The sequence below is a fragment of the Segatella asaccharophila genome (genome assembly GCF_054687055.1).
Genome location: NZ_BAACAN010000049.1, coordinates 1 through 1,967, shown reverse-complemented (window position 1 = coordinate 1,967; position 1,967 = coordinate 1). Strand labels below are relative to the sequence as shown.

Annotated in this window: 3 protein-coding genes and 2 pseudogenes; all 5 read right to left on the bottom strand. The window is 38.8% G+C overall.

Going from position 1 to position 1,967, the window contains the following annotated elements:
- Positions 1 to 148 precede the first annotated feature (148 nt).
- Positions 149 to 475, bottom strand: a complete 327-nt coding sequence (locus ACYRYG_RS13215; protein ID WP_460198473.1) for a DUF4372 domain-containing protein — start codon at positions 473 to 475, stop codon at positions 149 to 151.
- Positions 476 to 806: 331 nt separating this feature from the next.
- On the bottom strand, positions 807 to 914 hold the full coding sequence (locus ACYRYG_RS13210; RefSeq protein WP_460198472.1) for a RagB/SusD family nutrient uptake outer membrane protein: 108 nt from the start codon (positions 912 to 914) through the stop codon (positions 807 to 809).
- The gene (locus ACYRYG_RS13205; protein ID WP_460198474.1) at positions 904 to 1,245 is read right to left on the bottom strand and encodes an alpha-L-rhamnosidase C-terminal domain-containing protein; all 342 of its coding nucleotides are present in this window, start codon (positions 1,243 to 1,245) and stop codon (positions 904 to 906) included. The genes ACYRYG_RS13210 and ACYRYG_RS13205 overlap by 11 nt, the downstream gene beginning before the upstream one ends.
- Before the next feature lie 18 nt (positions 1,246 to 1,263).
- A pseudogene (locus ACYRYG_RS13200) lies at positions 1,264 to 1,551 on the bottom strand (alpha-L-rhamnosidase-related protein); the annotation flags it as partial.
- Positions 1,464 to 1,757 (bottom strand): annotated as a pseudogene (locus ACYRYG_RS13195) (alpha-L-rhamnosidase-related protein); the annotation flags it as partial. The pseudogenes ACYRYG_RS13195 and ACYRYG_RS13200, both read right to left, overlap by 88 nt.
- Positions 1,758 to 1,967 lie beyond the last annotated feature (210 nt).

Sequence of the window (1,967 nt, the reverse complement as noted above, 5' to 3'; positions counted from 1 at the left end):
TTCATCGGGGAAGCGCTTTGAAAATTCTATCAGTTTCATTTTGACGAGATTTTGATAATTGATGTAAAGATAATGAATATCGGGGAATACTCAAAATTATTAATCACCCAATTGAGGATAATCATATAATTTTAAATTCCTCCACTTTTTAAAGTGGACTCATCATATAGAATGAGAAGTCTTCAAAGATTCGGTAGTCTCTATCCTGATTGGCTTTTGCAAAGGTAGTCCTCGCTATTGGCTTTCTACCTAATCCAAGGTGGTAACACTTTGATTGATGAGCTTCTAATGCGACTATCAAATCCCGAAGACTTTCTCTGTTGCAGAGTTGGCCGAACATGAGCGCAAGCAATTGGTTCCAACTTGTGAAGTGTTTCGCATAGTGATTGCCGTGATATTTATCCACGAGATGACGGAACTTGTCGTTGTCTAAAAACTCGATCAGTTGAGCGAAAACATACTTTTCTTTGTACATAGCCACATCGTATTTTGTGGCAAAGGTACGAATTCAAATCGTCGCACATCGAAAACTAATCGTAAAAGACTGTATTTCAACTATTTCAAAGAACTCTTAGTCCACTTTAACGGGACAGTAGTGATATATGTTCTAAATTAATTCCGCCAACGGGTTTATTATAATATTTGAAGGTACGGGATTCAATAAACCCTATCTTGCTTGGATCTGTCGTTGCACGCATAGTAGGATCTGTAGATCCCTTTGTAGGACTATCATTAAGAGTACCAATAATATTAGTCAAGTTACCGTTAAGAACCTGTTCCGCTAACATCTTACCGTCAGAAGTTTTTCAACGGATGATATCAAAGTGGCGCTGACCTTCACCAGCAAACTCAGCGCTCCGTTCACGATGGATTAACTCACGCAAGTTATCCTTTGTATTATAATCACTTAACATCAGGCAAGGCCTCAAATTGATGGAAGACTGAACCTACCATTCCTAAATACATGTAAGATTTATGATCATAGTCAGGCATGGGGCGTATATATTTCCCGTTATCTGTTATACTGTATTCCCGGGAAGAAAAAGGCAGATAAACTTTTGCCTTCATATTCGCAGGAAGGGTAAGTTGCAATCGATAATGTTCCTTTTTATTTTCAATATACATACGGATACCACCCCTTATCGTCGGGACTAAAGCATCAACCCAATCCAACCTGTCTATTTGAGGTTTTATACTTACTATACTAAAACTAGGTTCCAAAGGTTCTACTCCCAGCAATTTCATTGGAATGACATTGGCGGGAGCACTGCCCCATGCATGATTCCAGTCCTGATTGGGTTTACATTTATTATCCCATGCCTCCATCGTCATAGTAGATCCAGCCCTCAGCATATTATACCAACTACGATCATCTGTCTTCGTTAGAAGATGCAGAGCATAATTGGCATCACAGGCATTATACAAAGCATCTAGCAAAAACTGTGCGCCATAAACACTGCATGTCATCCCCCGAGATTCAATGAAATGAACAACTGAACGTTGCCTATCCTCCGGCACCATCCCAAAAGCCAACAGAAAGATATTGGAATGGAGTGAAACATGTAAAGTAGAAAGTCCATCTTGATAACAGTTTTTTCCTTATTCCAGAACGAATGATTAAAGAGAGATTTAAAACTTTCAGATTGGCGAAAATACTGCTCTGATTCATTATCTTTGCCTATTGCCCGTGCAATAGATGGCATAACCTTCAACACCTCATAATAATAAGCATTGACTACTGCATTATAATCCGTAAATACAAATCCGTCTGTTTATCCCCCTCGGTCTTCTTTCAGTCCTTTTCCGGTGCTTCGCCAGTCTACAATATCTCTGATTTTCCGGGGCACATGTATAAATCCGTGTTGACTATAAGAAGATAAAGGTTGAAGTTATAAGTTGTAGAATGCAAGAAAGAGCGTATCTTTGCATCCATGAACAACAATAACAATAAATCCTATGAGTTCTTT

Bases quoted from the DNA above. Each gene is read 5' to 3' on its own strand.
- ACYRYG_RS13215 (WP_460198473.1), bottom strand. From the start codon at position 475: ATGTACAAAGAAAAGTATGTTTTCGCTCAACTGATCGAGTTTTTAGAC.
- ACYRYG_RS13210 (WP_460198472.1), bottom strand. From the start codon at position 914: ATGTTAAGTGATTATAATACAAAGGATAACTTGCGTGAGTTAATCCAT.
- ACYRYG_RS13205 (WP_460198474.1), bottom strand. From the start codon at position 1,245: ATGAAATTGCTGGGAGTAGAACCTTTGGAACCTAGTTTTAGTATAGTA.